General features: G+C 59.7%; 21 protein-coding genes. 14 read left to right on the top strand and 7 right to left on the bottom strand.

Going from position 1 to position 25,520, the window contains the following annotated elements:
• Positions 1–2 precede the first annotated feature (2 nt).
• On the bottom strand, positions 3–656 hold the full coding sequence (locus ISN74_RS01515) for a Pr6Pr family membrane protein (protein WP_188796705.1): 654 nt from the start codon (positions 654–656) through the stop codon (positions 3–5).
• An 82-nt stretch (positions 657–738) separates the two neighbouring features.
• Here ISN74_RS01515 and ISN74_RS01510 point away from each other — a divergent pair, with 82 nt between their 5' ends.
• Positions 739–2,163 (top strand): DNA recombination protein RmuC, encoded by a 1,425-nt coding sequence (locus ISN74_RS01510; RefSeq protein ID WP_188796703.1) that lies wholly within the window; start codon positions 739–741, stop codon positions 2,161–2,163.
• Positions 2,164–2,253: 90 nt separating this feature from the next.
• Here the strand turns inward: ISN74_RS01510 and ISN74_RS01505 are convergent, their stop codons facing one another.
• Entirely contained in the window at positions 2,254–3,069 is an 816-nt protein-coding gene (locus ISN74_RS01505) for a shikimate 5-dehydrogenase (RefSeq protein WP_188796701.1), read from the bottom strand.
• Between the two features lie 197 nt (positions 3,070–3,266).
• Here ISN74_RS01505 and folE point away from each other — a divergent pair, with 197 nt between their 5' ends.
• From folE to ISN74_RS01445, 12 genes are all read left to right on the top strand, one after another.
• Positions 3,267–3,869 carry a GTP cyclohydrolase I FolE gene (gene folE, locus ISN74_RS01500; RefSeq protein ID WP_188796695.1) on the top strand — a complete coding sequence of 201 codons (603 nt, stop codon included), beginning with the start codon at positions 3,267–3,269 and terminating at the stop codon, positions 3,867–3,869.
• On the top strand, positions 3,869–4,195 hold the full coding sequence (locus ISN74_RS01495) for an EF-hand domain-containing protein (RefSeq protein ID WP_188796693.1): 327 nt from the start codon (positions 3,869–3,871) through the stop codon (positions 4,193–4,195). The genes folE and ISN74_RS01495 overlap by 1 nt, the downstream gene beginning before the upstream one ends.
• Positions 4,196–4,431: 236 nt before the next feature.
• Positions 4,432–5,787 (top strand): TCR/Tet family MFS transporter, encoded by a 1,356-nt coding sequence (locus ISN74_RS01490; RefSeq protein ID WP_188796691.1) that lies wholly within the window; start codon positions 4,432–4,434, stop codon positions 5,785–5,787.
• Positions 5,784–6,290, top strand: a complete 507-nt coding sequence (locus ISN74_RS01485; RefSeq protein ID WP_188796689.1) for a DUF1993 domain-containing protein — start codon at positions 5,784–5,786, stop codon at positions 6,288–6,290. Before ISN74_RS01490 ends, ISN74_RS01485 begins: the two co-directional genes overlap by 4 nt.
• 341 nt (positions 6,291–6,631) lie before the next feature.
• Positions 6,632–9,664: a TonB-dependent receptor gene (locus tag ISN74_RS01480; protein WP_188796687.1), complete on the top strand. Its 3,033-nt coding sequence runs from the start codon at positions 6,632–6,634 to the stop codon at positions 9,662–9,664.
• Positions 9,665–9,852: 188 nt separating this feature from the next.
• Positions 9,853–10,506, top strand: a complete 654-nt coding sequence (locus ISN74_RS01475) for a DsbA family oxidoreductase (protein ID WP_188796685.1) — start codon at positions 9,853–9,855, stop codon at positions 10,504–10,506.
• Positions 10,507–10,727: 221 nt separating this feature from the next.
• Positions 10,728–12,380 (top strand): NAD(P)/FAD-dependent oxidoreductase, encoded by a 1,653-nt coding sequence (locus ISN74_RS01470; RefSeq protein WP_188799444.1) that lies wholly within the window; start codon positions 10,728–10,730, stop codon positions 12,378–12,380.
• The gene (gene dinG, locus ISN74_RS01465) at positions 12,370–14,472 is read left to right on the top strand and encodes an ATP-dependent DNA helicase DinG (RefSeq protein ID WP_188796683.1); all 2,103 of its coding nucleotides are present in this window, start codon (positions 12,370–12,372) and stop codon (positions 14,470–14,472) included. Before ISN74_RS01470 ends, dinG begins: the two co-directional genes overlap by 11 nt.
• A complete protein-coding gene (locus tag ISN74_RS01460) occupies positions 14,469–15,029 on the top strand; it encodes a HutD/Ves family protein (protein ID WP_188796681.1) in 561 nt (186 codons plus the stop codon). The genes dinG and ISN74_RS01460 overlap by 4 nt, the downstream gene beginning before the upstream one ends.
• Positions 15,030–15,120: 91 nt before the next feature.
• On the top strand, positions 15,121–15,696 hold the full coding sequence (locus ISN74_RS01455; protein ID WP_188796679.1) for an NnrU family protein: 576 nt from the start codon (positions 15,121–15,123) through the stop codon (positions 15,694–15,696).
• Between the two features lie 81 nt (positions 15,697–15,777).
• Complete coding sequence (locus ISN74_RS01450) at positions 15,778–15,975, top strand: hypothetical protein (RefSeq protein ID WP_188799443.1); 198 nt, start codon at positions 15,778–15,780, stop codon at positions 15,973–15,975.
• The gene (locus tag ISN74_RS01445; RefSeq protein ID WP_188799442.1) at positions 15,975–16,577 is read left to right on the top strand and encodes a DUF938 domain-containing protein; all 603 of its coding nucleotides are present in this window, start codon (positions 15,975–15,977) and stop codon (positions 16,575–16,577) included. The genes ISN74_RS01450 and ISN74_RS01445 overlap by 1 nt, the downstream gene beginning before the upstream one ends.
• 180 nt (positions 16,578–16,757) lie before the next feature.
• Here the strand turns inward: ISN74_RS01445 and ISN74_RS01440 are convergent, their stop codons facing one another.
• The gene (locus ISN74_RS01440) at positions 16,758–18,683 is read right to left on the bottom strand and encodes a CocE/NonD family hydrolase (RefSeq protein WP_188796677.1); all 1,926 of its coding nucleotides are present in this window, start codon (positions 18,681–18,683) and stop codon (positions 16,758–16,760) included.
• Between the two features lie 251 nt (positions 18,684–18,934).
• Between ISN74_RS01440 and ISN74_RS01435 the strand changes: the two genes are divergently transcribed.
• The gene (locus tag ISN74_RS01435; RefSeq protein ID WP_188796675.1) at positions 18,935–19,336 is read left to right on the top strand and encodes a YchJ family protein; all 402 of its coding nucleotides are present in this window, start codon (positions 18,935–18,937) and stop codon (positions 19,334–19,336) included.
• A gap of 131 nt (positions 19,337–19,467) precedes the next feature.
• On the opposite strand, the gene ISN74_RS01430 is transcribed toward ISN74_RS01435, so the two are convergent.
• The 4 genes from ISN74_RS01430 to ISN74_RS21210 form a co-directional block, all read right to left on the bottom strand.
• Complete coding sequence (locus ISN74_RS01430) at positions 19,468–20,241, bottom strand: NRDE family protein (protein WP_188796674.1); 774 nt, start codon at positions 20,239–20,241, stop codon at positions 19,468–19,470.
• Positions 20,242–20,259: 18 nt separating this feature from the next.
• Positions 20,260–21,135, bottom strand: a complete 876-nt coding sequence (locus ISN74_RS01425) for a methylglyoxal synthase (protein ID WP_188796673.1) — start codon at positions 21,133–21,135, stop codon at positions 20,260–20,262.
• A 21-nt stretch (positions 21,136–21,156) separates the two neighbouring features.
• Complete coding sequence (locus ISN74_RS01420) at positions 21,157–22,386, bottom strand: nucleoside recognition domain-containing protein (protein WP_188796671.1); 1,230 nt, start codon at positions 22,384–22,386, stop codon at positions 21,157–21,159.
• A gap of 196 nt (positions 22,387–22,582) precedes the next feature.
• Positions 22,583–25,447 (bottom strand): TonB-dependent receptor, encoded by a 2,865-nt coding sequence (locus tag ISN74_RS21210; protein ID WP_188796669.1) that lies wholly within the window; start codon positions 25,445–25,447, stop codon positions 22,583–22,585.
• Positions 25,448–25,520 lie beyond the last annotated feature (73 nt).

The raw sequence follows: 25,520 nt of genomic DNA, 5'->3' as shown, positions 1-25,520 counted from the left end.
GGCTACTCGCGCCTGCTTCCCACGCGCCATACAAGCATCAATAAATAGCCCAACAGCAGGAATGCCACCAGCAGAAAGCAGCCGTTGCGCACCGTCGCAGCATAACCAAGCATCGACACATCGATAAATCCATACGGATAGCTGCCGATCAAGGCGCCGCGTATCAACGCATACACGAAATAGAACACCAGATAGACGCTCCACCACCATGGCGCGGTCCAACGCAACCTGACGCCACGCAACACGATCAGGCTGTAGATCGTGAACAGGATAGGCGTCGCATAGTGCAACAGTGCATTAGCCACCCAATACAAGCCCTGCGGTTGCCATATCTGACGAAGCAGCAAGTGGTAAGCGATGCCGACAAAGACGATGCTCACCGTGACCCAGCCAATGACCATAGGGCGCACGAAGAACCGGCCCCCAGCAGACGTCGGGGCCAGCAACGGCCACGTCACAACGAGGCAAACCAGCCAATTGGTAAGCACGGTGAAGTAGCCCGAATACATCACCAGCCCCCACCCCAGCGTCCCACCGCCAGCCAGCGCCGTGTGCATCGAGAGGTAGAGTTGCAGCAGCACTGCCGCCCAGCCGGTCACCGCGATCAGGATCGCCAGGGGCCTGAGCTTGCCGTTTATCGTGTTCGCAGAAGTCACGTCCGGGGCCTCGTGAGCACGCCGATCTCAAGGACTGATACATCAGCGCGTAAACTGTACCCGTATACCTTCGGAACAAACCATGCCCCTGCTCGATATCCTGCTGGCCCTGACCGTCATTCTGCTGGCGCTCCAGGTACTCACCCTGCTGCGCGGGCGCGGCGATGCCGGCTTGCACACACGGCTCGACGCGCTCAAAGACGACAACCGCCACCTGCGTGAAGCCCTGGCCCAGGAGCAGCGTGCCGGACGCGGCGAATTGAGCCAGGCCCTGCAGCAATTTCGCAGCCTGGTGCAGGAGCAACTCGACACCGTGGCGACGCAGCAGCAGGAGCGTATCAGCCTGTTTGGCCAGCGCCTGGATCTGTTGACCGAGCGCACCGACAACGGCATGCAGGCGCTCGCCCAACGTCTGACCGAGGATGCCCGTCGCGGCCGCGAGGAACTCGCCGCAACGCTGACACGATTCGGCGAACAGCAGCAGCAACGGCTGGCCGAGCTGACTGCCGACAACGAAAAGCGGCTCGGTGAAGTGCGCGCCACACTGGAAACCAGACTCGGCGCGATGCAGCAGGACAACGCCGCGAAGCTGGAACAGATGCGCGCCACCGTGGACGAGAAACTCCAATCCACTTTGGAAACGCGGCTGGGCCACTCCTTCAAGCTGGTTTCGGAGCGACTGGAAGCGGTGCAGCGCGGACTGGGTGAAATGCAATCGTTGGCCAGCGGTGTCGGCGACCTCAAGCGTGTGCTGAGCAACGTAAAGACGCGCGGCATTCTCGGCGAAATGCAGCTGGCTGCATTGCTGGAACAGATGCTGACACCCGAGCAATACGCCTCCAATGTGGCCACCGTGCCCGGTTCCGACGATCGCGTGGAATTCGCCGTCCGCCTGCCGGGCAGCGATCGCGACCATCACGTCTGGCTGCCAATCGACGCCAAATTCCCGAGCGAAGACTACGAACGCCTGCTCGATGCGCAACAGCAAGCCGACATGGAAGCCGTCGAACGCGCAGCGCTTTCACTTGAGCGCCATATCCGCGATGAAGCCAAGACCATCCGCGCCAAATACATCGCGCCGCCGGCCACCACCGATTTCGCGATCCTGTTCCTGCCCACCGAAGGGCTGTACGCCGAAATCATCCGCCGCCCCGGCCTGTTTGAAAGCCTGCAGCGCGAGCAGCGCGTGATCATCGCGGGCCCAACAACCCTCTCCGCCCTGCTCAACAGCCTGCAAATGGGCTTTCGCACGCTCGCCATCCAGCAACGTAGCAGCGAGGTGTGGCAACTGCTTGGCGCGGTGAAGAACGAATTCGGCAAATTCGGCGACGTGCTGCGCATGGTGCGCAAGAAGCTCGACGAAGCCGGCAAGCATATCGATGCCACCACCGTGCGTACGCGAGCGATCGAGCGCAAATTGCGCGATGTCGAGTCGTTACCCGGGGAACAGACGCAACAGTTGCTGGGCGATGCTTTAGCGAGTGAGGAAGAAACCCCAGAAGAGTGAGGGGTTTGACAACATCACCAACGCCACCCCGACGTCGTCCCGGCCTTCGCCGGGACGACGTCGGGGCAATAAGTCGTATCACCGCAAGACTCAACTCAGCGCGTGCGCTGCCGCCTTCGCAATCAACGTATCATCCGGCCGCACACCGGTGTAGAGCACAAACTGCTCCACCGCCTGCAACACGATCACTTCCGCACCCGTAATCACCGGTTTGCCCAATGTGCGCGCCAGCTTGATCAACGGCGTTTCCGGCGGCAGCGCCACGACATCAAACACGATCGTCGCGCGCTCCACGTCAGTGCGATCAAAGGCCAAGCGATCCGCCTCAGGCCCTTCCATGCCCAGCGGGGTCACGTTGATCAGCAGCGCCGCATCCACGCTGGACATATCGGCAACCCAGGCAAAACCGCTGACTTCGGCGAGCTTGCGTCCTGTCGTTTCATTGCGCGCCACGACATGTCCATGTCGGAATCCCGCATCACGAAATGCGCAAGCGACCGCCTTCGCCATGCCGCCACTGCCATGCAACGCCAACCGCATATCCGGTGACAAACCATGCTGCTCGATCAACTTGCGGATAGCGATGTAATCCGTGTTATGGGCACGCAGATGCCCGCCGTCATTGACGATGGTATTGATCGAGGCGATGGCCTGTGCGGAGTTATCCATGGCGTCGACCAGCAGAATGCATGCCTCCTTGAACGGCATCGAGATGGCGCAGCCGCGAATGCCCAAGGCTCGGATCCCGCCGATCGCCGCCGGTAGATCCTTGGTGGTGAACGCCTTGTAGACGTAATTCAGGTTCAGCGCTTCATAGAGAAAGTTCTGAAAACGCGTGCCGAAATTGCCCGGGCGACCGGACAAAGACATGCATAGCTGGGTATCGCGATTGATGGATTGGGTCATTTTGCAGGCTTGTATGGGCATCGAACGGCACCATCATAACCGTCACCCCGGTGCCGGCCGGGCCCGGTGCCTCGAACGCTGAAGACACCGGGCAACGGCCTGGACGGGATAAACCTGCCGCGCCGCACGGCCTGAGCCGTAAAAGGCTTGACGCGAGCATTACAATAAACAGTCTGAAACCGTACCAAGGAAGCCGCATGAGCGAGCATCACGAGCCCACCGACGTCACCAGCGAGCAAGCCGAAGAGGCCGTGCGCATTTTGTTGCGCTGGGCTGGCGAAGATCCGCAGCGCGAGGGCCTGCTCGATACGCCGAGACGCGTGGTGAAGGCCTATCGCGATTGGTTCAGCGGTTACCAGACCGATCCGGGCGAATATCTGCGCCGCACGTTCAAGGAAGTCGCCGGCTACGACGAAATGGTCGTGCTGCGTGATATCGAATTCGAGAGTCATTGCGAACACCATATGGCGCCGATCATCGGCCGCGCTCACGTGGGTTATCTGCCCACCAATCGCGTAGTCGGCATCAGCAAGCTGGCCCGCGTGGTGGATGCGTATGCACGCCGTTTTCAGGTGCAGGAAAAGATGACGGCGGAAATCGCCCGCTGCATCCAGGAAAACCTGCATCCAGCCGGTGTCGCCGTGGTGGTGGACGCCAGCCACGAGTGCATGACCACGCGCGGCGTGCACAAGCGCGGCGTATCCATGGTCACCAGCCAGATGCTGGGAGCATTCCGCGACGATGCGCGCACTCGCGCCGAATTTCTGGATTTCATCGGCATCCACGGCGGCCGCCGCTGATGCGAATGCGCCTCGCCGCCATGCTGCTGTGGCTTCCCTTCGCCGTGCTTGCACAGAGCACGGCGTCCGGATTGTTCCAGGCCATGGACACCAATGGCGATGGACGTGTGAGCGAAGCAGAATATGTGACGTACATGAGCCAGGGGTTTTATCGCCTGGATCGCAACCATGACGGCGTACTGGAGCCGGACGAACTTCCCGGCGGGCATGGCAAACCGATCACGCTGCAGGAATGGCAGGACAATCTGCGAAGGGAGTTCCACAAGCTGGATCGGCATCATCACGGTTACCTGACAGAACAGGAATTGATGCAGCCGCCGCAATGAAGCAATGTATTGGTGCTATGCACTATAGCTCGTCAGCTTGACGCAGGCCGAAGGCGCTTTACAACGTTGAAGCGGGCCAATGACGATTGAGTGACACGACTCACAAAGCCAAGCTGAAGTTTCCGCATCGGGAAAAATAGCGCGACCTTTTGCGCTGCGGCCGCCCATGCCAAGCCGCCCGCCATCGGCTATCGTTGCACTTTCCCCCATTCCGGTCCGCACCTCGCGCCTACTGCATGGATTCTGCCCTGCCCCCCGCTTCATCCCACAACAAAGCCGCGTTCGCCTTCATCTTCGTGACGGTCATGCTGGATATGTTGGCATTCGGGATCATCATTCCGGTATTGCCACACCTGATCGTGGACCTGATCGGAGGCAGTATTGCGAAAGCTGCGGTGTGGACCAGCGCGTTCGGCACGGTCTACATGCTGATGCAGTTTGTCTTTTCGCCGGTGCAAGGCACGCTCTCGGACCGGTTTGGACGCCGGACGGTGATTCTGATTTCCAGCTTCGGCCTGGGCATGGATTTCATCGTGATGGCGTTGACGCCAACCCTGTGGCTGCTGTTTGTCGGCCGCGTGATTTCCGGTATCTGCGCCGCCAGCTTTTCTACGGCCAACGCGTATATCGCCGACATCGTGCCCAAGGAAAAGCGCGCCGCAGCCTTCGGCATGATGGGGGCTGCGTTCGCCGTGGGCTTCATCGTCGGGCCCGCGCTGGGCGGCTTCCTTGGACATTTCAGCATCCGCCTGCCGTTCTGGGTAGCGGCGGTGCTGTCGCTGATCAACTTCTGCTACGGCTTCTTCGTGCTGCCGGAATCACTGCCGCCGGAGCGCCGCACCAAGCGCTTCGATTGGCGTCACGCCAACCCGTTCGGCGCGCTCGTACTGCTGCGCCGTTATCCGCAGGTGTTCACGCTGGCCGCGGTGTTTTTCCTGATCAACCTGGCGCAGTTCTCGCTCAACTCCACCTACGTGCTCTATACCGACTACCGCTATGGGTGGGGCCCGCAGACCGTCGGCTATACGCTGGGCCTGGTCGGCCTTTGCAGCGGTCTGGTGCAGGCGATCCTGGTGCGCCAGCTGATGCCGAAGCTGGGCGAGCGGCGCATGATCATGGTTGGGCTGCCGTTGTGCGTGGTCGGTTATCTGTTCTTTGGCCTGTCATCGGTTGCATGGGTGTTCCTGCTCGGCATTCCGTTCCTGTGCCTGGGTGGACTGGCAGGGCCGCCTGCGCAAGCGATGATGACGCAGCAAGTGGATCCGCACGAGCAAGGCCGCCTGCAAGGCGCGCTGACCAGTCTGGCGAGCCTTGCAGGTGTTTTCGGCCCCGCGGTGTTCGCCAATCTCTTTGCGCTGTTCATCAGCGATCACGCTCCGATGCACCTGCCTGGCATCGCCTTCGTGCTGGCCGCAGTACTACTGACTGGCGCCACCGTACTAGCCCATTACGCCATACAACACTTCCATGCCGTGCCTGCTGCGCAACCCGCGGAGAACGCGGCCGCCAGGCTGGGCAGCGAACTTTCCCCCGTGGCCGACATCATCGCCCACGAACCCGTTACCAATGATCAACCGGAGTCACCCCGATGAGCATGTCCATGTACCAAGTCGCCATTCCCGTATTCGTGCGCGCGCTGCAGAACCTGCACCACGTGCTCAAGCTGGGTGAAGCGCATGCCAAAGCCAAGAACGTGGAAGATTCGGTCGTGCTGCATACCCGCCTGATCCCCGACATGCTGCCGCTGGTCAAGCAGGTACAGATCGCCACCGATATGGCCAAAAACGGCACCGCGCGCCTCGCCGGCGTCGATCCGCTGAAATTCGAGGACAACGAAACCTCGTTCGACGAGCTCTACAACCGTATCGAGCGCGCGATCGATTACATCAAGAGCTTCAAGCCGGAACAGATCGACGGCAGCGAAACCCGCACGGTAACGATCAAAACGCGCAATGGCGATCAGAGTTTCGAAGGCCATGCGTACCTGCTGCACTTCGTCATCCCCAATCTATTCTTCCACTGCACCACCGCGTACAACATCCTGCGCGAGTCGGGCGCGCACATCGGCAAGCAGGATTTCATCGGTAAATCCTGAGCAACAGAACCCTGTTCACTCCAAACGGCGCGGCACAGTCCGCGCCGTTTTTCTATCTACCGATCCTTCGTAATAGTCCGATGCGATAGCACCTTATCGATACATCCAAGCACTGTGTAAGACGCCTCCTTGTCACTTTAAGGCTGATCTGATTGCCGCACCCGCTTCACAGGTATTAATTGTGAACCCTACGAACGCGCGCGAATAAATCGCGACGTCGTAGCCAGAGCGTGGAGCCACCATCCGCACTTATCACGGACCGCATAAACGGTCCGTGCGGATTTGCATTGCCAACATCCACGTAATGCGCATCGAGATCACATTGACCAGAGAGAATCAGTATGAAGACAGGGAACCATAGCCATCGCGGCTACAAGTTACTGGCATTGGCATGTGCTGCTGCATTAGGGAGCACGGGAGTGCTTGCGCAGTCCACAACCGGCAGCATCGGCGGTCAGGCGGAGCCAGGCGTAACAATCACCGCAACAAGCTCTACCGGCTTGGTTCGCAAAACCACCGCGGATAACTCGGGGCGCTATAGTTTCACCAATCTACCTCTTGGCGCCTACAGCGTCTCGCTTCAGCGAGACGGGGTTGTCGTTGATAAGCGCGACAACGTAAATATCGTTGTGAACGCGAACACGGATGTGTCATTCGCTTCTACTTCGAATGCGAAGTCGCTTGGTGTGGTCAGTGTTTCTGCCAACGCACTCCCACCCATTGACGTAACAGCGGTGGATTCGCGCACAGTTATCACGTCCAAAGAGCTTGCACAGCTTCCGATCACTCGCACCGCAGAATCAATTGCCTTACTTGCACCGGGCGTCGTGGGCGGAAGCAGCTACTTCAGCGGCCCGACCGGCAATGCACTTGTTTCGTTTGGTGGCGCATCAGTCACTGAAAATGCCTATTACATTAATGGCTTCAACACGACAGACCCGCTTTCCGGCATGGGCGGCATCAGCCTGCCCTACGGCTCGATTGATCAACAGGAAGTTTTCACCGGCGGCTACAGCGCCAAATACGGTCGCTCGGACGGCGGCGTTATCAACCAGGTCGGCAAGCGTGGCACCAATCAGTGGCATTTTGGCGCGCAAGTCTTGTGGGAGCCCAGCTTCCTCGCATCCAACCCCAAGAACGTCTACTACCCCAATGCGGCACTTCCCGCAGGCTACGGTTATCAGAACCCCGAGCTTGCCGGCTCTCAGTACCGTTCGCGTAAAGACAACACGGCCACGCACACGGTATACAGCTTCTATCTCGGCGGCCCGCTGATCAAAGACAAACTTTTCCTTTTCGCATCGGCCGAAGCTGAGAAAAGAGACGGTTTGTCGACATCTTCATCTTCTTCATCTCAACCCTACAATGACCATTACAGTTACAGCCTTCCTAAGCACTACCTCAAGCTGGACTGGAACATCAATGACAGCAATATTCTCGAATTCACCAATATATCGAGTAAAGAATCCTACAGCGGCAGTTTGTACGCGTACGATTACGACACACGCTCGCAAGGCCCGCTGTTTGGTTATGACACATCGACCAAAACGGGTTCTGATATCTACATCGGCAAGTACACCAGTTACATCACCGATGACCTGACCTTTTCGGCCACCTACGGCAAGACCAAGGTCATGGATTACAGCCAGATTCCGGGTGCCGACCCAACGCTGCCTTATCTCAGCGGCGTGCTGAGTCAGGATCCGAGCATTACTGGAGGCAACCCCATCACCAACGGCATCACCACCCCCTATGTAAAGTCGCCGAATGCCGGAAGCAGCAGCCACGGCCTGCGCCTGGATCTTGAATACAAATTGGGCGATCACACGCTTTCTGCCGGTATCGACAACATAGCCACTTCATCGACAGACGAAGGTCAACAAGTATTCGGCCCTGGCTATGCATGGATCTATGGTAAAGCCAGCAAGCCAAATACCCCGCTGAATCCTGCTTTTGGCGTTGGTGCGCCAGGAGGCGACGGCTATTACGTGCGCAAGTACATCTACACCACAACAACCAGCATGTCGGTGGATCAGACCGCGCAATACCTGGAAGATCGCTGGCAGGTGAATGACCGCTGGTTGCTGAGCATTGGTCTTCGCAATGACCAATTCTCCAACTACAACAACCTCCATCAAGCATTCGTGCACAACACGAATCAATGGGCACCACGCCTTGGATTCAGCTGGGATGTACTGGGCGACTCCACGTTCAAGGTATTCGGCAACCTGGGACGTTATTACCTTGCGCTGCCCAATAGCGTGGCCGAACGCGCTGCCGGTCCTTCAACCTATACCAATGAGTATTTCACCTACACGGGTATTAATGCGGCCACTGGTGCCCCGACTGGTTTGACCCCTATCGGACCAGGTCCAATTTCTTCCAATGGCGAATATGGACAAACACCGGACCCCAAAACAGTCACCGCGACCGATCTTCGCTCGCAATACCAGGACGAAGCCATCTTAGGTTTTACCAAGATGCTTGGCAGCAAATGGATGTATGGCGCCAAAGTCACTGTGCGCAGACTGGAAACCGCTATTGACGATGTCTGCGATGATGATGCGGTGGCAAGAAAGATCGTTGCCTCGGGCATCAATCCGGATAGCGTCGTATTTCCGAACAGTTGCTTGATCTTCAATCCCGGTAAGACCAACACGTTCTTGTTGGCCAATGCTGATGGCAATGGCTACTCCAAAGTCACCATGAATAACCAGGATTGGGGTTTCACTGATGGTGCGAAGCGTAAGTACTATGCGCTTGATCTATTCCTGGAGCATCCGTTCGATGGCAAGTGGCAAGGTCGCATCGACTACACCTTCTCGCGTAGTTATGGCAACACGGAAGGTCAGGTGCTTTCGACCACCGGCCAGGATGATGTATCCAAGACGCAGGACTGGGACTTCTGGCAGCTCATGGACAACAGCAACGGGGTTCTGTCTAACGATCGTACCCATGTGCTGAAAGCCAGAGGCGCATACCAAATCTCGCCAGAATGGATGATTTCCGGTTCTCTGCAAATCGCATCTGGCGCACCCAAAGTGTGCATGGGCTATTACGGCACCGACGAATCTGATCCCGTCCTCTACGGTTCTGCGTACCATTACTGCGCTGGCAATCCAACGCCGATCGGTAGCCTGGGACGGTTGCCATGGACGAAACAGGTCAATCTGGGCGTGACATACCGACCACCGTTTGCGGACAAGAAGCTCGCTTTCAGTCTCGATATTTTCAATGTGCTGAACGAACGCAACCCCACAGTACTCGACGCAACCTACGAAACCGCTCCGTATACGGTTTCCAACACCTATGGGATGCCGTTGTATCAGGAAGCCCCGCGCTACGTTCGCCTCTCGGCTACGTACGATTTCTGATCCATGCGCTGAGCTGATAGCCACCGTTTTAGCGCTAAACGGCGCAAAAGATTGTGGTTTTACCCAGTCTGGGGGCCGGCATTGCCGGCCCCTTTTTTTGTTGCTGCGGCGCGCATTTCGCAGCCTTAGGGTTGCCATAGAACGGACTGAACCTTATATAGCAGGCACACAGCTACCCAAGGTCAAATATGGCTGACACGAAACATCTAAAAATCGACTTCGTCTCCGACGTCGTCTGCCCTTGGTGCGCAATAGGCCTGAAATCGCTGGAACAGGCATTGCAGAAGCTGGACGGCGAAATCGCAGCCGATCTGCACTTCCAGCCGTTTGAGCTGAACCCGGACATGATCCCGGAGGGCGAGGACATCGGCGAGCATCTGGCGCACAAGTACGGCAGCACGCCGGAACAAATTGCCCAGAATCAGGAAGGCATCCGGCAGCGTGGCGCGGTGCTGGGCTTTACCTTCAACATGGACAAGCGCAGCCGCATCTACAACACCTTCGATGCACATCGCCTGTTGCACTGGGCTGAACAGGAAGGCAAGCAGCAGGCGCTGAAGGAAGCGTTGCTGCAGGCTTATTTCGGCAAGGGCGAGAATGTCAGCTCGCATGATGTGCTGGCGCGTGTTGCCAGCGAGGTCGGACTGGATGGCGTGGAGGCGGCCAAGGTGCTCGCGAGTGATCGGTTCGCGGAGGAAGTGCGCCAACAGGAGCATTTCTATCAGTCGCAGGGCATCCGTGCGGTGCCTTCGGTGATCATCAACGGCCAGTATCTGATCCAGGGCGGGCAGCCGCCGGAGGCGTTCGAGCAGATTTTGCGCAAGGTCGCGGCGGAGGCTTGAGCCTCCAGACGCACCCCATGCCCGTCGTCCCGGCGCAGGCCGGGACCCAGTGACTTTGAGCCTGTTGCCCTCCAGTCACCTGGCCTAGATGAGCCAAGCCAAGCCGCTGGGTCCCGGCCTGCACCGGGGCGACGGGCGCAATATCGCGCCACAATGATCCGCTGCAGCGGTTTCGGGCCAGCTTTGAGACAATGGCCCACCGTTCCCCCGCCCTGCCCCGGATGCTGCGACTCACCGATATCAAGCTGCCCCTGGACCACGCCGAACAAGCGCTGCCTGCGGCCATCCGCGCCAAGCTGCATGTTGGCGCGCAGGCGATTCGCAGCTACAGCGTATTCCGGCGTGGCCACGATGCCCGTAAACGTGGCGCGATCCAGCTGATTTATACGCTGGACGTTGATGTCGCCGATGAAGCGAAGTTACTGCAGCGCTTTGCGGACGATCCGCATGTGCGCCCCACACCGGACACTAACTATCGTTTTGTCACGCAAGCACCCGAAAAGCTGGCGCATCGTCCGGTGGTGATCGGCTTGGGTCCGTGTGGGCTGTTCGCTGGCCTGCTGCTGGCGCAGATGGGTTTTCGGCCGATCATCCTGGAGCGCGGCAAGGCAGTGCGCGAGCGTACCAAGGACACCTGGGATCTGTGGCGCAAGCGCAATCTGCATCCGGAATCGAACGTGCAGTTCGGCGAAGGCGGTGCGGGTACGTTTTCCGACGGCAAGCTCTATAGTCAGATCTCAGACCCGCATCACTACGGCCGCAAGGTACTCACCGAATTCGTGAAGGCGGGCGCACCGGAGGAAATCATCTACGTGAGCAAGCCGCACATCGGCACCTTTCGCCTGGTGACGATGGTGGAGAACATGCGCAGTACCATCGAGTCGCTGGGTGGCGAAATCCGCTTCGAACAGCGTGCCGATGACTTGCTGATCGAAACCGATGCGCAAGGCACTCGCCACATCCGCGGCGTAGCGCTGGCGAGCGGCGAGCAGCTTCGCACTGATCACGTCGTGCTCGCACTGGGCCACAGCGCGCGCGATACCTTCGAGATGCTGCACAAACGCGGCGTGTATCTGGAAGCCAAACCGTTCTCGATCGGCTTTCGCGTCGAGCACCCGCAATCGATCATCGACCGCGCGCGCTTCGGCCCGCAGGCAGGACATCCGTTGCTCGGCGCCGCTGACTACAAACTGGTGCATCACTGCCGCAACGGTCGTTCGGTCTACAGCTTCTGCATGTGTCCCGGCGGCACCGTGGTGGCGGCAACCAGCGAACCGGGCCGCGTAGTCACCAATGGCATGAGCCAGTATTCGCGCAACGAACGCAACGCGAACGCGGCCATCGTCGTGGGCATCGAACCAAGCGATTTCACGCCCTACGACGGCAGCGGCAGTCCGCTGGCAGGCATTGCCTTGCAGCGCTTTTGGGAAAGCCGCGCCTTTGAGCTTGGCGGCGGCACCTATGAAGCGCCTGGACAGCTGGTTGGCGATTTTCTGGCAGGACAGGCTTCGACCGTGTTCGGGGATGTCATGCCTTCCTACAAGCCCGGCGTTCATCTCACTGATCTCGCTACAGCGCTACCTGATTACGCCATCGAGGCGATCCGCGAAGCCATGCCGGCGTTCGATCGCAAGATCAAAGGTTTCGGCAGACCGGATGCTATTTTCACCGGTGTCGAGACACGCACTTCGTCACCGGTACGCGTGCGCCGCGATGATGATTGTCAAAGCCTCAACACGCGTGGCCTGTTTCCGGCTGGTGAAGGCGCTGGCTATGCGGGCGGCATTCTGTCCGCCGGTGTCGACGGCATTCGCGTAGCGGAAGCCGTGGCATTAAGCATTGCCGGTGCATATCAGGCAGCTCATGCTTACTGATGCACTCAAGGGCAACGTGCGCGACTCTTACGCGAAGGTCAAGGATGGCTTGCCGGGTTTTCGCGCGCGCCCAGCGCAATTGCGCATGATTGCCGAAGTCACCAAGGCACTGGCACAACCCGCGGGTGCTGCGGTGATCGAAGCGCCGACCGGCACCGGCAAATCGATGGCGTACTTGATTGCTGGCGTCGAAGTCGCAAAAGCGCTCAAAAAGAAACTGTTGATCGCCACGGCTACCGTTGCGCTGCAAGAACAGTTGGTCGAACGCGATATTCCGCTTTATCTGAAGCTCAATGGCGGCGAAGCGAAAGTGGCGCTCGCCAAGGGACGCGGGCGTTATCTCTGCCCGCGCAACCTGCGCATGGCGGCCGGCAGCCTGGGCGACAGCGGCCAAATGGGACTGGGCTTCGACGCAGACCTCGCGCTATGGAGCAAACCGCCCGCTGAGCGCGACAAGCAGGTGATGCGCAAGCTCACCGACGCCTTCGATCGCAATGAATGGAATGGCGACATGGACGCCGCGCCGGAAACACCCGGCGATATGTTGCGCGCAATGATCACTACCAGTGCGGGCGGCTGCACCGGACGCCGCTGCGGACATTTCATGATCTGCCCATTCTTCGCGGCGCGGCGCGCCGTGGCGGATGCGGACATTATCGTCGCGAACCAGGATCTGGTGCTTTCCGATCTCACGCTGTCCAGCGGCGAGGAAAGCTGGGGCGGCGTGTTTCTGCCCAAGCCGGAAGAAACACTTTATGTGTTCGACGAAGCCCACCACATGCCGGGCAAGACCATCGACCGTGGCGCCTCGGATGTGGCACTGGGCTTTGCCGTCCGCCAAATCAGCCGTCTCGGTCGACAAGTGCACGCCGCGTATTCGCTGACTGACAAGGAAGTGATCGGCAAGCTCACACTCGATGTGGGCGATGAAAAACTGCAAGAACTCAGCGATTCACTCGAAGCGCTGGAGAAAGAAATCCGTCAGTCCTGGCTGCCCGATCCGGGTGAAACCGAACCGATGTATCGCGGTTCGCTAGGACAGTTGCCGGACAACTGGGTGCATCACGCCACCATGCTGTATGTCGCCAGCTCGGAAATTCAGCGCTGGCTGACGGCTGTGCGCCGCACCGTTACCGAAATGAGCGAAGGCGGCCCGACTCAGGAGGCGTTGTCGCGCGAACTGGGCATGGCGCTGGAACGCATCGACCGCCAGGTACGCACATGGCGCGCATGGTCCAGCGATGATCCCGAACATGCACCACCACTGGCACGCTGGGTGACGATGTCGCCCGATCAACAACTGGTTTGTCATGCTTCGGCCGTTTCCGCGGGTGCACTGCTGCGTAATATCCTCTGGGATAACGCCAGCGCGGCGGTGATGACGTCGGCCACATTGAGTGCCGGCGGCAATTTTCGCGGCTTTGCCGATGCCGTAGGCCTGCCGGACGACGCCATCACCATCAGCCTGCCTTCGCCCTTTGATTTGACTACGCAGGCACGTCTGGAGGTGCCTGCGTTGTCCGCACTGCCCGATGCACGCGAACAACATGCGCAGGAGGTGACGGACTGGCTGGCGGATCATCTGGATTGGGATGCCGGCAACCTGGTGCTGTTCACCTCGCGTGCAAAGCTTGAACGCGTGCTGCAACGCCTGCCGATCGACAAGGTGCGCAAGGTACGCGCGCAAGGCTCGTTGGGCAAAACGCAGTTGATTGCCGAGCACACGGCCGCGATCGAAGCCGGCAAGGGCAGCACCTTGTTCGGACTGGCTTCCTTCGGCGAAGGCCTCGATCTGCCTGGCAAATTGTGCGAGACCGTCGTCATTACACAATTGCCGTTCGCCGTACCCACGGATCCGGTCGGCGCCACCTACGCCGAATGGCTGGAATCGCGCGGACGCAATCCGTTTATCGAAGTCGCAGTGCCGGAAGCGACACGCTTGCTCACCCAGTACTGCGGCCGCCTCATCCGTAGCGAGACAGATCGCGGACGCATCGTATTGTTGGACCGCCGTGTCGTCACGCGGCAATACGGGAGTCAGATGCTAAAAGCCTTGCCACCCTTTCAACGCGTGATCGAGCGTACCGCATGAGTATCATCCGCCTACGCGACTGCCGGGCAACACCTTGGAAAAACGGCATGGGTCGCACACGCGAACTCGCCGTACATCCCGCTGGTGCGGGCATGGATGATTTCATCTGGCGCGTGAGCGTCGCGGAAGTGGACAGCGCAGCGCCGTTTTCTGCTTTTCCCGGCATCGATCGTTATATCGCGCTGCTGGAAGGCGCGGGCTTCACCATGACGCTCGATGACGAACGAACACATGCGCTCACCACACCCTTCTCGCCTTTTGCCTTTCCCGGGGAAGCACAGGTCAATGTGGCCTTGCAGGACGGGCCAACGCGCGATTTCAACCTGATGTTGCGCCGCGCGAAAGTCCGCGGTGAACTGGTGGTGTGGGACGAACCCGGCCGGCAGGTGGTGGACGTTGCCGTAGCGCTGATCTATTGCGCGCAAGGTCACGTGGATACGTCGGACGGGCGCCTGCAGGCAGGAGATGCCTGGATTCCCGTGCGTTCGATCGGTCGTGTCACGCTGGATCCCGACACATTGGCACTTGTGGTGCGGGTGGAATCGAGCGGAAATTAACTAGCGAGAGCGTTGCCGCTCGCCGACTTCTCAGCTCCCTCTTCACCCGTGGAGAGGGAGCGACTTACATCATCGCCAAGAGGTTCCCATCATGCTCGTGCTGGTCCTCGGTCTGATTATCTTTCTCGGCCTTCACTCCATCCGCATCGTTGCCGATGATTGGCGCAGCCGGCAAATGGCGCGCATGGGCAATCGGTACAAAAGCATCTACAGTGTGGTGGCGATCATCGGTCTGCTGCTGATCATCTGGGGTTTCGGGCTGGCTCGGCAGCATCCGGTGGTGATCTACCTGCCACCATTGTGGCTGCGGCACCTCAACGGACTGTTCATACTGGTCTCGCTGATCTTCTTTGCCGCCGCACGCGTGCCCCGCAACCATATCAAAGCAAAGTTCGGCCATCCGCAGGTGCTGGCGGTGAAGACCTGGTCGTTTGGCCATCTGCTGGCAACGGGCATGCTGCACGATCTGGTGCTGTTCGTGCCGTTTCTGATCTGGGCGATCGTGCTGTTTATCGTTTCGCGCCGGCGTGATCGCCGCGATGGCACGGTCTATCCGGCGGGAACTCTCAAGGGCGATGCGATCGCGGTGGTAATTGGCGTGGTGGTCTGGGCGCTGTTCGCCTTCTGGCTGCATAGCCTGCTGATCGGGGTGAATCCGTTGACCTGAATCGGGGTGTCGGCAGTCATCTACGCCCGATAGCTTGCATGCGCTAAAGTCCACGCATGGAACCTCTGCGAGGGTGAAATGATGGTCGGCTTTTTGCTCTGGTTGTTGTTGCTGGTGGTCTGCTGGCCGCTCGCGCTGCTGGCCCTGATGCTTTATCCCATCGTGTGGCTGGTGTTGCTGCCATTCCGCCTGCTGGGCATCACTGTCACGGCCGTGTTTTCGCTCCTTGGCGCGATGCTGATGCTGCCGGCCCGCGTGTTGCGCGGCCGTCCGGCTTGATCAATAAGCCCTACTCCGCAGCGAGCGAGCGTAATCGCGAGCCGATCCTGGCCTTGCTGCACGAATGGTTTGCAGATCGGCGCCACGTGCTGGAAATCGGCAGCGGCACGGGCCAGCACGCCGTGCATTTCGCCGCAGCGATGCCGCAATTGATCTGGCAAAGCTCGGATCGTGCGGAACATCTTCCGGGCATACGTCTTTGGCTCGACGACGCCAGACTGCCCAATACACCGGCGCCGCTCGAACTCGATGTAGCGGGAGCATGGCCACCATGGCGTTACGACGCCATTTTCAGTGCCAATACCTTGCACATCATGGCGTGGCATGAAGTGGAAAGCTTGTTCGCATCGCTGCCCGACATCACGACGGATGATGCTTGTGTGGCGATCTACGGGCCGTTCAATATCGACGGCCAGTTCACCAGCGAAAGCAATGCAGCATTCGATCGTGACTTGAAGATGCGCGCTGCGCACATGGGTATTCGTGATGTCGCCGAGGTAGATGCGCTAGCTACCACGGCCGGTTTCAATCTGGTCGAAGATGTTCCCATGCCTGCGAATAATCGGCTTCGGTTATGGCGCAGGCGAAGTGAAGTGTCTTAGATAAGTCTCATGACATCGTCGTCCCGGCGTAGGCCGGGACCCAGCGACTTTGCTTCTGGATAAGGAGCAATACTGCACCATCAAAGCCGAAGCTAAAGACACTGGGTCCCGGCCTGCGCCGGGACGACGAACAACCTTTTCATCCATCGTGCAAGCGGATGTGACAAGGAATTCGCAAGATTACTGCCCCGATACCACCGGCAAGCTGATAGAACTCGCGTGATCCGGCGTATGCCACACGCGCTGTGTAGCTTTTACGTAATCCGCTGGTTTTGCGTCGAAGATATTCGACACAAAGGTTTGCGGATTGCGGTCGTACAGCGGGAACAAACTGGACTGCACCTGCACCATGATGCGATGCCCTGGTTCGAAGACATGATTCACCGTCGGCAAACCAAAGCTGTAGAGCAGCGGCGCATTGGCTTCAATGGCCTGCGGATGTTCAAAGCTGGTGCGGTAGCGGCCGCGGAAGATATCCAGCGAGATCGGGAGTTCATAACCGCCCATGCTCGGATTGGAAGGCACCGAATCCGGATAGACGTCGATCACCTTCACCACCCAGTCGCTGTCAGTGCCACTGGTCGACGCAACCAGATTCACCTGCGGTGCACCGCTCAGGCGCAGCGGTGACGTCAGCGGCTCGCTCACGTAAGTGAGCACATCGGGACGCCCATCGACAAAGCGCTGATCGTCGAGCAACCAGTGCGTCCACGCTTCATGATCGGATGCGACCACCGGGCGCGGTATATAAGGCACCGGCTTGGCGGGATCGGAAACGTATTCGTCGTACTTGGCTTCGCTGGCCGTGGGCGCGTCGAACGACAAGCGGCCATTCGCTTCCAGATAAAGCGGCTTGGATTTGGAATCGCAGCCCTTCGCGCACGACAGAGGCCAATGCGTGAAACGATCCCAATGATTTTCACCCGTGTTGTAGATCAGCACCGGCGGCGTATTCGCCTTGGGCGCACCATCCTTCAAGTATTGATTGAAGAACGGCAGCAACACGTCGCGGCGGAATTGCAGCGCGGTGTCACCGTCCCATTTCATCGGTCCCAGCGTGCTGCCATCGTAGTTCACCTGGCTGTGACGCCACGGGCCCATCACCAGGTAATTCATGGTGTGGGTGGTGTCTTTGGGCTCCATCACTTCGTAGCTATGAATGGCGCCCCACATGTCCTCCTGATCCCACAGACCCTGTTCCCACATGGTGGGCACTTTAAGCGGCTGATCGGCAAGGATCTTGTCCAGCGCCTGGTTCTGCCAGAACGCATCGTAGGCGGGGTGTTCGTGGATCTTGCGCCAGAAGGGCAACGCATCCAGCCCGTTGGCACGCGCAAAATCGCCCGCCGAACCTGCGCGTAGCAAGTTGGTGTAATCGTCCAATCCATCGCGCGGGATCATGTAACCCGTGCCCTTCTGCGTGGTCTGGAAAGTGATGTAGTCCAGATTGTTCTGGCGGAACGCGCCATAGTGGAACCAGTCATCCCCCATCCAGCCATCGACCATCGGGCTCTCGGGCGCCGCCACTTTCAGCGCGGGATTCGGATTGATCAGCGCCATCACCACGGTGAAACCTTCATACGAAGAACCGAGCATGCCGATCTTGCCGTTCGACTCCGGAATATTCTTCGACAACCATTCAATGGTGTCGTAGGCATCGGTGGATTCATCCACCTTGCCATCGTTGAGCGGCCCACGCAGCGGCAAGGTCATCACATAATTGCCTTCGGAGCCGTACTTGCCGCGGATATCCTGGAACACGCGGATGTAACCGGCCTTCACGAACACCTCGTCACCTTGCGGCAGCAGGTCGAGCATGTGCGGCGAGTTGGTGCGTTCGGTGCGCCCATCGGCGTTGTACGGCGTGCGGGTCAGCAGGATGGGGGCGTCATGTGCACCCTTCGGTATCACAATGACTGTATGCAGTTTCACGCCATCGCGCATGGGGATCATCACCACGCGCTTGATGTAATCGTTCGCCGTGGTCGGCGCCGTGAAGTTGGGCGGAATGTCCGGTGTCAGCGGCGCGGTCTGGGCGTGAAGGCCAGCCGCAGACAAGGCCACCGCAAGCGCAGTGGCGGAAAACAGGGAACGGATCGGATACATGGGGATCTCCGCAACGGCCGCCCATACCCGGAACGGCGGGTGCCATCGATGTCTGGAAAAGCTGCTCTCCCGGCAGCATGGAGACTTTAAGCGATCCGCGCGAAAAGCCATGCATGACTTTTTGCCTAGGGATGCGGACGGACAGAGCCGGTGACGCCTGCGCAGAATTGATCGGAGCACCCCAGACCCTCTTGCATTTGCGGCTCACAGGCGCAGGATGAAAGCGTGACTCGTACGCCTCGGATGAAGCCTTGCAAGCCATCGACACACTCACCCCCTGCCCCTGTGGCAACAACGCCGGCTACGCACGCTGTTGCGGCCTATTGCACGAAGGCGGCACGGCCGTGACTGCCGAAGCACTGATGCGCTCGCGCTACAGTGCTTATGTGCTGAAACGCGAGGACTATCTGCTGGCCACCTGGCATCCCAGCACCCGCCCGGTGAGTTTGAAGCTGGCAGCACAGCAGCCCGCCCCAAGCTGGTTGGGCCTGGATGTGAAACGGCATGAGGAAAACGGCGCGCACGCCACGGTGGAATTTATTGCCCGGCTTCGCTATGGCGGCGGCAAGGCGCAGCGCATGCATGAGATCAGCCGTTTCCTGCGCGAGCAGGGACGCTGGTATTACCTGGATGGGCAGTTTCCGGAAAACTGAATCCTCAACGCCCATGACCATCATTCCCGCGAAAGCGGGAATCCATTTTTCAATGCCTGAAAGCAAGATGGATTCCCGCTTTCGCGGGAATGACGGCCATAGGGGGCCGGACAACGTGCAGATTCGTCAAGTTACGCCGCGCTGACCCAACCTACGGGGAGCTCCGTCTGCCCCTGAAAGCGGCCGTTCGGGCCAAAGCGCTGCTCGACGATCAACGCTCTGCCGTCATAACCGATCGCCACGATGGTGCTGGCGCGCGTACCGTACTGTTCGCCGCGGATAAATGCAGAGGAAAGCCAGCGTTCGCGCTCGACGCCTACGCCCGTATCTGGCAACACTTCATCCGGTGCGCGCTCCTCGTTGGCCAAGGCGCGAAACAGCGGCGCGAAATCGACTTCGTGACCTGCATCCAGCCACGCTTGCAGACGATTCATCAGCGCCTTGGTCTTGGGCCATGGCGTGTTGAAATCGGCGTTGGACAAGCCATGCACACCCGGCTCGATAAGCTGCGCCCGCGCTTCGGGACGATTGCCGATATAGAAGCCATGATCGGTATCGAAGGTCAGCAAGTTGAACGGGCGATAGTCTGTCGCGGTAGCAAGCAGCGACTGTGCATGCGTGGGAGCGTCGTTCACACCAGCAAGGAAATCCGTCGCCAACAGCCCACGCGAGGCACCCTGCTGCGGATCGCGCGGATCACGCACGTTGGTCACGACACAGCATCGCCCGGTTTCGGTAATACCGAGCCAAGTGCCACCGGCTTCCAGATCACGGCCGCCGATGATGGGCAGATCGTTCCAACGCGCCAAAGGGGCGCTTGGCCGCGCATGAAATTCATCGCGGTTGCCAGCCAGCAATAAACGCCAGCGTGGATGGATTTGCCAGGCGAAGGCGATCAGGCACATAGGGCCTATGATCTTAGCTCATCGCCACGCCGAACGCCGCCGCACGGCCTCCGCCCAGCGATTGGCCACGCGCGGTGCTGTCATGCAGACCGTTTCATCCGTAACCGTGGTGACAGCGCGCTCCAGCAGCTGAATATCCGCTTCGTGCTGGCGTGCAACATGTGGATCTTCGAAGAAGATCGCGCGTTGACAGCGACGTTCAAGCACCATGTCGGCAATTTGTGCGTCACCACCCATCGGGCCACTCTGGTAGCGCTCCACCCATGGCTTGTCCTGCGGCCAGCCACGGCTCCACGCCAGTTCGTTCAAATGCTGTCCGGTGGTGCCAGTGCCGACACGGCGCGCAAAGCGCGACAGCAGCTCGAAGTGATCGGTGGCGTAGGCCAGCATCTGCGGCTTCATGGCGTCGTGGGCGATCAGTGCAATCGTCTGATCTTCCAGCGCGAACAAACTATCGGCACCCGGATCAGGCGCAAAACCTGCGTGAATGCGCTCGCACTCGATCCAATCCCGCGCCGAGGCGACCGTGGAAATAAACGGCTTCTGGTGAATGACGCACTGGCGCTTGAGCGCCACCGCCTCCGGAAAGGTCGACGAGGGATCGACCGGATTGATCAGATAAATCGCACCATCCAGCACGCGCTCCGGCTGCGGCATGCCCACCACCTCGGCCACCAGCTTCATCAGGCCGCCTTCGTGGCCATAGGGATAACGCACTAAGCCGGCATAACCGGCCAGCAGCCCGACACGTTCGATCGCCGCGTAGGTGCGTCCCACCGCGTGCAGACTCAGATTCAACTCTCTGATGCCGCGCTCACTCGCTCTCAACCAGCGGAACAACGCCGCATCATCGTGATCGTGATGAATCGCGTTGGCGGCCAGACCCATGCGCATGCGTATCCCCTGTGACGATGATTAACCGAAGAACCAATAACACACACCGATCGAGGCAAGTACGCCCGTCAGATCGGCCAATAGCGCGCAACCGACGGTATGACGCACGCGCCGGATACCCACCGCACCGAAATAGACGGCTACCACGTAGAACGTCGTTTCGGTACTGCCTTGCACCGTCGCAGCGACCAGCGCCGGGAAACTGTCGACACCGGAATGATGCATGGTTTCGATCAGCATCGCTCGCGCGGCGCTTCCAGAAAATGGCTTCACCAGCGCGGTGGGCAAGGCATCGACAAAGCGTGTATCCAAACCCGCGTGCAGCGCCAGCCAGCGTATCCCGTCCAGTGCGAAATCCAGCGCGCCGGATGCGCGCAGCACACCGACCATGCAAAGCATCGCCACCAGATAAGGCAGTATGTCCTTGGAAACATCAAAACCCTGCTTGGCTCCGTCGATAAAGCTCTCGAACAACGGCACGCGCTTGTACGCGCCTGCACAGAGAAACACGATGATGATGCCGAACAAGGCCAAATTGCCGAGCAAAGAAGAAAGCGAGGCAAGCGCCGCTGCCGTCAACGAGGCGAGGAAGGCAAGAAAACCGGCCAGCACCAGACCGCCGCCGAGCAACCACGCCAGCACCACCGGATCCCAAAGCCGCAACCGCTGCATATAAGCAACGGATAAAAGCCCGACGAGATTGGATGCAAAGTGCGCCAGCAGGATCGGTAAGAACACCAGCGTAGGATCGTGCGCACCGGCCTGCGCGCGATACATGAACACCATCACCGGCAAGAGTGTCAGCGACGAGGCGTTCATCACCAGGAACAGGATCTGCGCGTTGCTGGCTGTGGTGTCGGAGGGATTGAGTGTCTGCAATTCGCGCATCGCACGCAGCCCGATCGGCGTGGCGGCATTGTCCAACCCCAGCGCATTGGCGGCGAAATTCAGCGTGATCAGGCCAATCGCCGGATGCCCACGTGGCACTTCCGGCATCAACCGCGCAAATAACGGCCCGAGGAGGCGCGCCAGACCATCCACCAACCCCGCCCTTTCGGCAATACCAAGAAAGCCCAGCCACAGGGTCAGCGTGCCGAACAGCATCAGCATGAGCTTCACTGACAAATCAGCCATCTCGAACAACGAGCCGACGATCGCGGCAAACACTGTTTCATCGCCACCGATCAGCCAGCGCGCCAGCGCCGCCAACGTGGCAACCATGAACAGGCCAAACCACAGGCGGCTCAGCATGCGCGGAAAATGTCGGAAGTTCGAACGGACATGACCGCATTGTCAGCCACAACGACGCTGCTCGCCAACGCCCCACGCAGTGCGCATAAAAAAAGCGGCGCACCGGATAGCCGGCACGCCGCCTTGAATGCTTGGTTCGAAGCCTCGGACCGAACTGCCGCAGCCATGTATTGCTGCGGCAAGCTCGTTAAAGGGCTTAGAACTTCACCTTCACGCCCAGGTTGTAGAAGCGACCCACAATGCCCGAGTAGGAGTACGTCGGGTTGTAGTTCACACCAGCGTAGTTGGCCGGATCGAAGGGCGGCTGGCGGTCCAGCGCGTTCATGATCGAGGCCGTGATGCTGACGTGGTTGTTGATCGCGTAGCTGGCCGTCAGGTCGACATCGGTGAACGAACCGATGCGGCAATTCGACGGCAGGAATTGCGTACCTGCCGCGTTGTAGGCCAAGCACGAACCCGGGAACACGCCGTAGTCTTCCGCGATTTCAGCGTAGCCACTGGTGTAGTAGATCGTGCCGGTGACCGACAACGGACCATACGACACCGTGTTCGACCACGAACCCTTCAGACGAGGCGTACCTGCACCGGAGGACAGGTTGAACGGACCCTGCGTACCCGCAAAGGATTCAACCTGGCCGTTCGGCAGCACCATGCGCCAGTTGAAGATTTCGGTGCCCGAAATTTCGCTGACGTAGTGGATGCCGTTGCCGAAGTCCCAATGACCTTGCAGGTCCAGATCGACACCATCGGTCTTGAGCGAGTTGGCATTGATGTACTCGCCAATGAACTCAGCCGGACGTGCCAGGGCGTTGGGTGCAGACGGGTCGGCCACATCGGGGATCACGGTCACGCCCGGAACGCCCGTCGCGCCGGTGGCGAAGTAGTTGGCAATCGCCTGGCCGAAGTTCGGGCCGGTGATCACGTTGGTCTTCTTGATGTCGTAGTAGTCCAACGACGCATTCAGCCAGCTGGTCGGCTGCACCACCACACCGAAGGTGAAGTTGGTGGCCTTCTCCGGCTTGATGTTCGGGTTGGCGAGCGTGTACTGGGCCAGGCTGTACGGAACGGTGGAGTAGGCACTGCCGTTGTGTGCCGCCACGAAGCTCGGATACTGCGACGGGTTGATCTCGGTGAAGCCTTCCGCCGAGCTCGAACCGTTTTCAGCAAAGCTCGGGGCGCGGAAGCCCTTCGAGTACGTACCGCGGATGGCTACCCAGTCAAGCGGCTTCCACTTGAAGCCCACTTTCGGCGCGAAGTTGTTGCCGACGTCGCTGTAGTGGTCGAAGCGGCCGGAGGCATCCACTTCCAGCGAATCCAGCAGCGGCAGATCGAATTCCGCGTAAGCGCCGCTGACGTTGCGATTGCCCTTGGTCTGAGCGATGCCCAGGCCCTGGTACAGATCGTCCGGGTTGAGTGCCGGATCGTTCTGCGCTTCGTAACGGAACTGAGCGCCCACGGCCAGGCCAGCCGAGCCGCCGGGCAGGTCAAACAGCGAGCGGTTGGCGCTCAGGTCCAACGAATCCATGTCAGAGGTCGACTGCTTGGACAGGTTGGGCGACAGAGCGGCCAATTCCGCGGCGCTGTTCGCCGACGGCGTGATGAAGTTGTACGAGCCGCTGGTGATCGCGTTCAGCAGCGCGGGATAGCTGATGAAACCCGTCTGCTGCGTGTCGAGCCAGTCATGGTTCAAGACCACGGCCGCGTCATAGTTCCACTCGCCGACCACACCTGCGATATCACCCACGACGCGTGCGTTGTGGTTGTTGTAGGTGTTGTTCTGCGGAATGTCGCCGAACGCATAGTTGATCAGCGCGTACTCGCCTTGCGCCGCGAACGGGTCGTTCGGGTTGAGCTTGCCTGCGTTCGGACCGGTGGTGAGGATCGGCGGCAGTGCGATGTTGTTGGTGTTGTTCGGCGTGGAGTTCTGAATCTGGCTGGGCGGGAGCTGCGCCCACATCTTCGACTCCATATAGCTCACCGAGAGGTAAGCTTTGGTGGTGTCGTTGATCTTGAACGTGACACGGCCGTACAGGCCACCTTGCTCGGTCTGCGGCTGAACTTCATCGTATTGCGCGACCTGGTTCTGCTGGCAGTAGCTGCTCACGCCCGGGACGCCGCCCAAGTTCGGCGTGTTCACCTGGTTCATGCCACCGACGCATGCGCCGAGCGGCTGCCAGGGACCCACCTGCGATGCGCCGGTGAACGGATTGGCGCCTGCAGCCACCGTACCCGGCGCCACCGCGCCAACGGTGGAGCCGTTGAACGTGGTCGGATTGCCCCACGCGCCGTTAGGACCGCCAATGCCGCTCAGATCGTGCGTGTTATACGGGTAATCGCGCGTGCGGTTGAAGATGGGGTTGTCCATCTCGTACTGCGCGCTGAAATAGGCGTTGTAGTGGTCGGTGTCGAGATCGCCGCCGCCCGCCAGGAAGGAGGCCTTCTTGGTGAAGCCGCCGCCGTGCTGCGAGTTGCCGATATCGGCCGTGCCTTCCACGCCCTGGTAGCCGGGCTTGAGGATGATGTTGACGACGCCGGCGATGGCGTCAGCGCCGTACAGCGAGGAAGCGCCGTCTTTCAGCACTTCGATGCGCTCGACAGCAGCAAGCGGAATGGTGTTCAGATCGACGAACGAACGCTCGCCGTCATCGGAAACCGGGTAGCTGGCGGAGCGATGGCCGTCGATCAGCACCACGGTGGAATTCACGGTCAGGCCGCGCAGCGCGACACCCGAGGCGCCAGCAGCGAAACCACCGGTGAAAGCGTTAGGAATCGAACCGCTGTTGTCGGCGGAGATCGAACGGACGACGTCGGAAATGGTGGTGAAACCACTGCGAGCAATCTGTTGCGACGTAATCACCGTCACCGGCGAGGGGGTTTCCGTATCCACGCGGGGGAGCGCCGAACCGGTCACCGTGATGGTCTGCAACTGTTGGGGATTGCTCTGGCTGGCAGTCGGCTGTTGCGACTGATCTTGGGCCGGTGCGCTCTGGGCAAATGCGGTGCCGGCAATCGGAGCCAGCAGCAAGCCCGCCAACGAAAGCGCAAGCTTATTACGAGTCATTTTTCATACCCTCCAAGGGACAACTAATTTTTCGATTAACCCAACGAGGGAATCCGGGGGGGAATGGGGCGTT

Source organism: Dyella caseinilytica (assembly GCF_016865235.1).
GTDB classification, from domain to species: Bacteria; Pseudomonadota; Gammaproteobacteria; order Xanthomonadales; family Rhodanobacteraceae; genus Dyella_B; species Dyella_B caseinilytica.
The sequence above is the reverse complement of the archived record's forward strand: the minus strand, read 5'-3'. Positions and strand labels throughout refer to the sequence as shown.

Bases quoted from the DNA above. Each gene is read 5' to 3' on its own strand.
- ISN74_RS01510 (WP_188796703.1), top strand. From the start codon at position 739: ATGCCCCTGCTCGATATCCTGCTGGCCCTGACCGTCATTCTGCTGGCG.
- ISN74_RS01505 (WP_188796701.1), bottom strand. From the start codon at position 3,069: ATGACCCAATCCATCAATCGCGATACCCAGCTATGCATGTCTTTGTCC.
- folE (WP_188796695.1), top strand. From the start codon at position 3,267: ATGAGCGAGCATCACGAGCCCACCGACGTCACCAGCGAGCAAGCCGAA.
- ISN74_RS01495 (WP_188796693.1), top strand. From the start codon at position 3,869: ATGCGAATGCGCCTCGCCGCCATGCTGCTGTGGCTTCCCTTCGCCGTG.
- ISN74_RS01490 (WP_188796691.1), top strand. From the start codon at position 4,432: ATGGATTCTGCCCTGCCCCCCGCTTCATCCCACAACAAAGCCGCGTTC.
- ISN74_RS01485 (WP_188796689.1), top strand. From the start codon at position 5,784: ATGAGCATGTCCATGTACCAAGTCGCCATTCCCGTATTCGTGCGCGCG.
- ISN74_RS01480 (WP_188796687.1), top strand. From the start codon at position 6,632: ATGAAGACAGGGAACCATAGCCATCGCGGCTACAAGTTACTGGCATTG.
- ISN74_RS01475 (WP_188796685.1), top strand. From the start codon at position 9,853: ATGGCTGACACGAAACATCTAAAAATCGACTTCGTCTCCGACGTCGTC.
- ISN74_RS01470 (WP_188799444.1), top strand. From the start codon at position 10,728: ATGCTGCGACTCACCGATATCAAGCTGCCCCTGGACCACGCCGAACAA.
- dinG (WP_188796683.1), top strand. From the start codon at position 12,370: ATGCTTACTGATGCACTCAAGGGCAACGTGCGCGACTCTTACGCGAAG.
- ISN74_RS01460 (WP_188796681.1), top strand. From the start codon at position 14,469: ATGAGTATCATCCGCCTACGCGACTGCCGGGCAACACCTTGGAAAAAC.
- ISN74_RS01455 (WP_188796679.1), top strand. From the start codon at position 15,121: ATGCTCGTGCTGGTCCTCGGTCTGATTATCTTTCTCGGCCTTCACTCC.
- ISN74_RS01450 (WP_188799443.1), top strand. From the start codon at position 15,778: ATGGTCGGCTTTTTGCTCTGGTTGTTGTTGCTGGTGGTCTGCTGGCCG.
- ISN74_RS01440 (WP_188796677.1), bottom strand. From the start codon at position 18,683: ATGTATCCGATCCGTTCCCTGTTTTCCGCCACTGCGCTTGCGGTGGCC.
- ISN74_RS01430 (WP_188796674.1), bottom strand. From the start codon at position 20,241: ATGTGCCTGATCGCCTTCGCCTGGCAAATCCATCCACGCTGGCGTTTA.
- ISN74_RS01425 (WP_188796673.1), bottom strand. From the start codon at position 21,135: ATGCGCATGGGTCTGGCCGCCAACGCGATTCATCACGATCACGATGAT.
- ISN74_RS01420 (WP_188796671.1), bottom strand. From the start codon at position 22,386: ATGCTGAGCCGCCTGTGGTTTGGCCTGTTCATGGTTGCCACGTTGGCG.
- ISN74_RS21210 (WP_188796669.1), bottom strand. From the start codon at position 25,447: ATGACTCGTAATAAGCTTGCGCTTTCGTTGGCGGGCTTGCTGCTGGCT.